Annotated in this window: 1 protein-coding gene; it reads right to left on the bottom strand. The window is 65.0% G+C overall.

Annotated elements, in window-relative coordinates:
- Positions 1-479: 479 nt before the first annotated feature.
- Positions 480-1,652 carry an IS110 family RNA-guided transposase gene (locus LMTR3_RS23580; RefSeq protein WP_065747406.1) on the bottom strand — a complete coding sequence of 391 codons (1,173 nt, stop codon included), beginning with the start codon at positions 1,650-1,652 and terminating at the stop codon, positions 480-482.
- Positions 1,653-1,694 lie beyond the last annotated feature (42 nt).

Genomic DNA, 1,694 nt, shown 5'->3' with positions numbered 1-1,694 from the left:
GTCTCTGGAATACTTGTATGGGGCTTGGTCAATGGTCGTCGTTGCTAGGTCATTGCGTTGATCTCCGAGGGAGGCCGACATCTCCGCGGGCCGACGTCAAGACGGCTGTCCGCCTTGGCGCAGCGACCGTCAAGGGTGGCCGGAGGCCATCGCGTAGCGACGCAGCCCTTGACGGTCGCGAGCTTGGCGGCAGGCTTGAGGTCGGCCCGCGGAGATGTCGGTGGCGAGATGAGGACGACTTCCGAGGCGAGCCCGCCTTGGACGCGATATCGCGTCGCAGACTTGTATTCGGTTGATCGATCGGGATCAGAACCATGATGCATGCATGCGCATCGGGGGCGAGCTCCGGGGCGGCGGGTCCATTCTGGGTCGCGGCGCAGAGGCCATGTATTCCTGCGGATCACCACCACCTCGGATGTCGTCGGCAGGCTGCCGGCTGCCGAACTGTCAATCGTGTTGGGGTTGCGGAAGCTGCACAGTCAGGTGCTGGCGGGACGTAACTTGATGTCCTCGGTCACCTGGCCGGTGGTCACAAGCCGCCACAGGGCGATGAGTAGCTTACGCGCCAGCGCCACGATCATGGTCTTGCGCGTGGTGCGTCGGCCATCGGCGGTGCGCTCACGGAACCAGTTGGCGAGCCGGCTGCCCTTCTGAAAGATCAGAAAGCGCCAGGCCAGTTGGATCATCCCCCGGCGAACCCGGCCGTTGCCGGCGCGGGCCAGTCCCTTCTCGCGACGGCGCTGACCGCTCTCGTCCGGCGCGCCGGTCAGCCCGGCATAGCGCGCGACAGCTCTGCGATCGCGCAGATTGCGCGACAGAATCTCATTCACCAGCATGTCGGCGGTCTCGATGGCAATGCCCAGAACCCTTGCGATCAGACGGACCATCGCATGGGGTCCCTGTGATGTGGCCGGCGCAGCGGTGAGGCGCTGCAGCCGTGCGCTTTCGATGGCGCGGATCTGGTCGCGCACCAGGCATAGCCGCTCCAGATCGCGGCGTAGTTCCGCCCTCGCCTTGTCCGGCAGCGGCGTTCCTTCCGCGGTACGCTGTGTCTCCAGTTGCTGCGCCGCCTTGCGAAGCCTCGGATTGAACCCGCCGATGCCGAACAAGGCGAGGACGGATTTGACCCGGTTGACGATCCGCGTCTGCTCGCTTACCAGGCTCTCCCGCTCGCGGCCCGGTCGTCGAGCATCTTCTTCCGCCATGGTCGGGATCGTGGCCATGCTGCAATGGCGCTTCTCACCACGCAGCCAACCCAGCAACGAACGCATCAGCAGTTCCGTGTCGATCCGATCGCTTTTGGGACGCCGGTGCTCGCGGGACACCGCGATGCTCGCAGGATGGATGACGTAAGCTTCGATGGTGCGGGCCCGCAGCCAGCGGGCCAGCCAGAACCCATCCCGTCCGGCCTCATAGGCGCAGACGACTCGCTTGACCGCACGTCCCGCCTTGTGCGCTTCCTCACACCAGCGCTGCAGCAGCTTCAGCAGAGCGCTCGCGTCTGCATCAAGCTTCTTCAGCGGCCGGCGTGTGACGCCGGGGATCATAGCCGCAACCAGCCACTTCGACTGGCTCATCTCGATAACTGCAACGAGTGTGTTATCCTGCTCAAAGGCGGTGAGGGACCTGCTGACGTCGAACGGTTGCGACATGGGGTGCTCCTTTGCGTGACCACGGCGCCCGAGGGTGTCCAT

Origin of the sequence: Bradyrhizobium sp. LMTR 3 (genome assembly GCF_001693485.1) — a bacterium.
GTDB lineage: Bacteria > Pseudomonadota > Alphaproteobacteria > Rhizobiales > Xanthobacteraceae > Bradyrhizobium.
Note: the sequence above shows the minus strand (reverse complement) of the source record. Positions and strands in the feature narration are given on the sequence as shown.

Coding starts and splice junctions, on each gene's coding strand:
- LMTR3_RS23580 (WP_065747406.1), bottom strand. CDS start 1,652: ATGTCGCAACCGTTCGACGTCAGCAGGTCCCTCACCGCCTTTGAGCAG.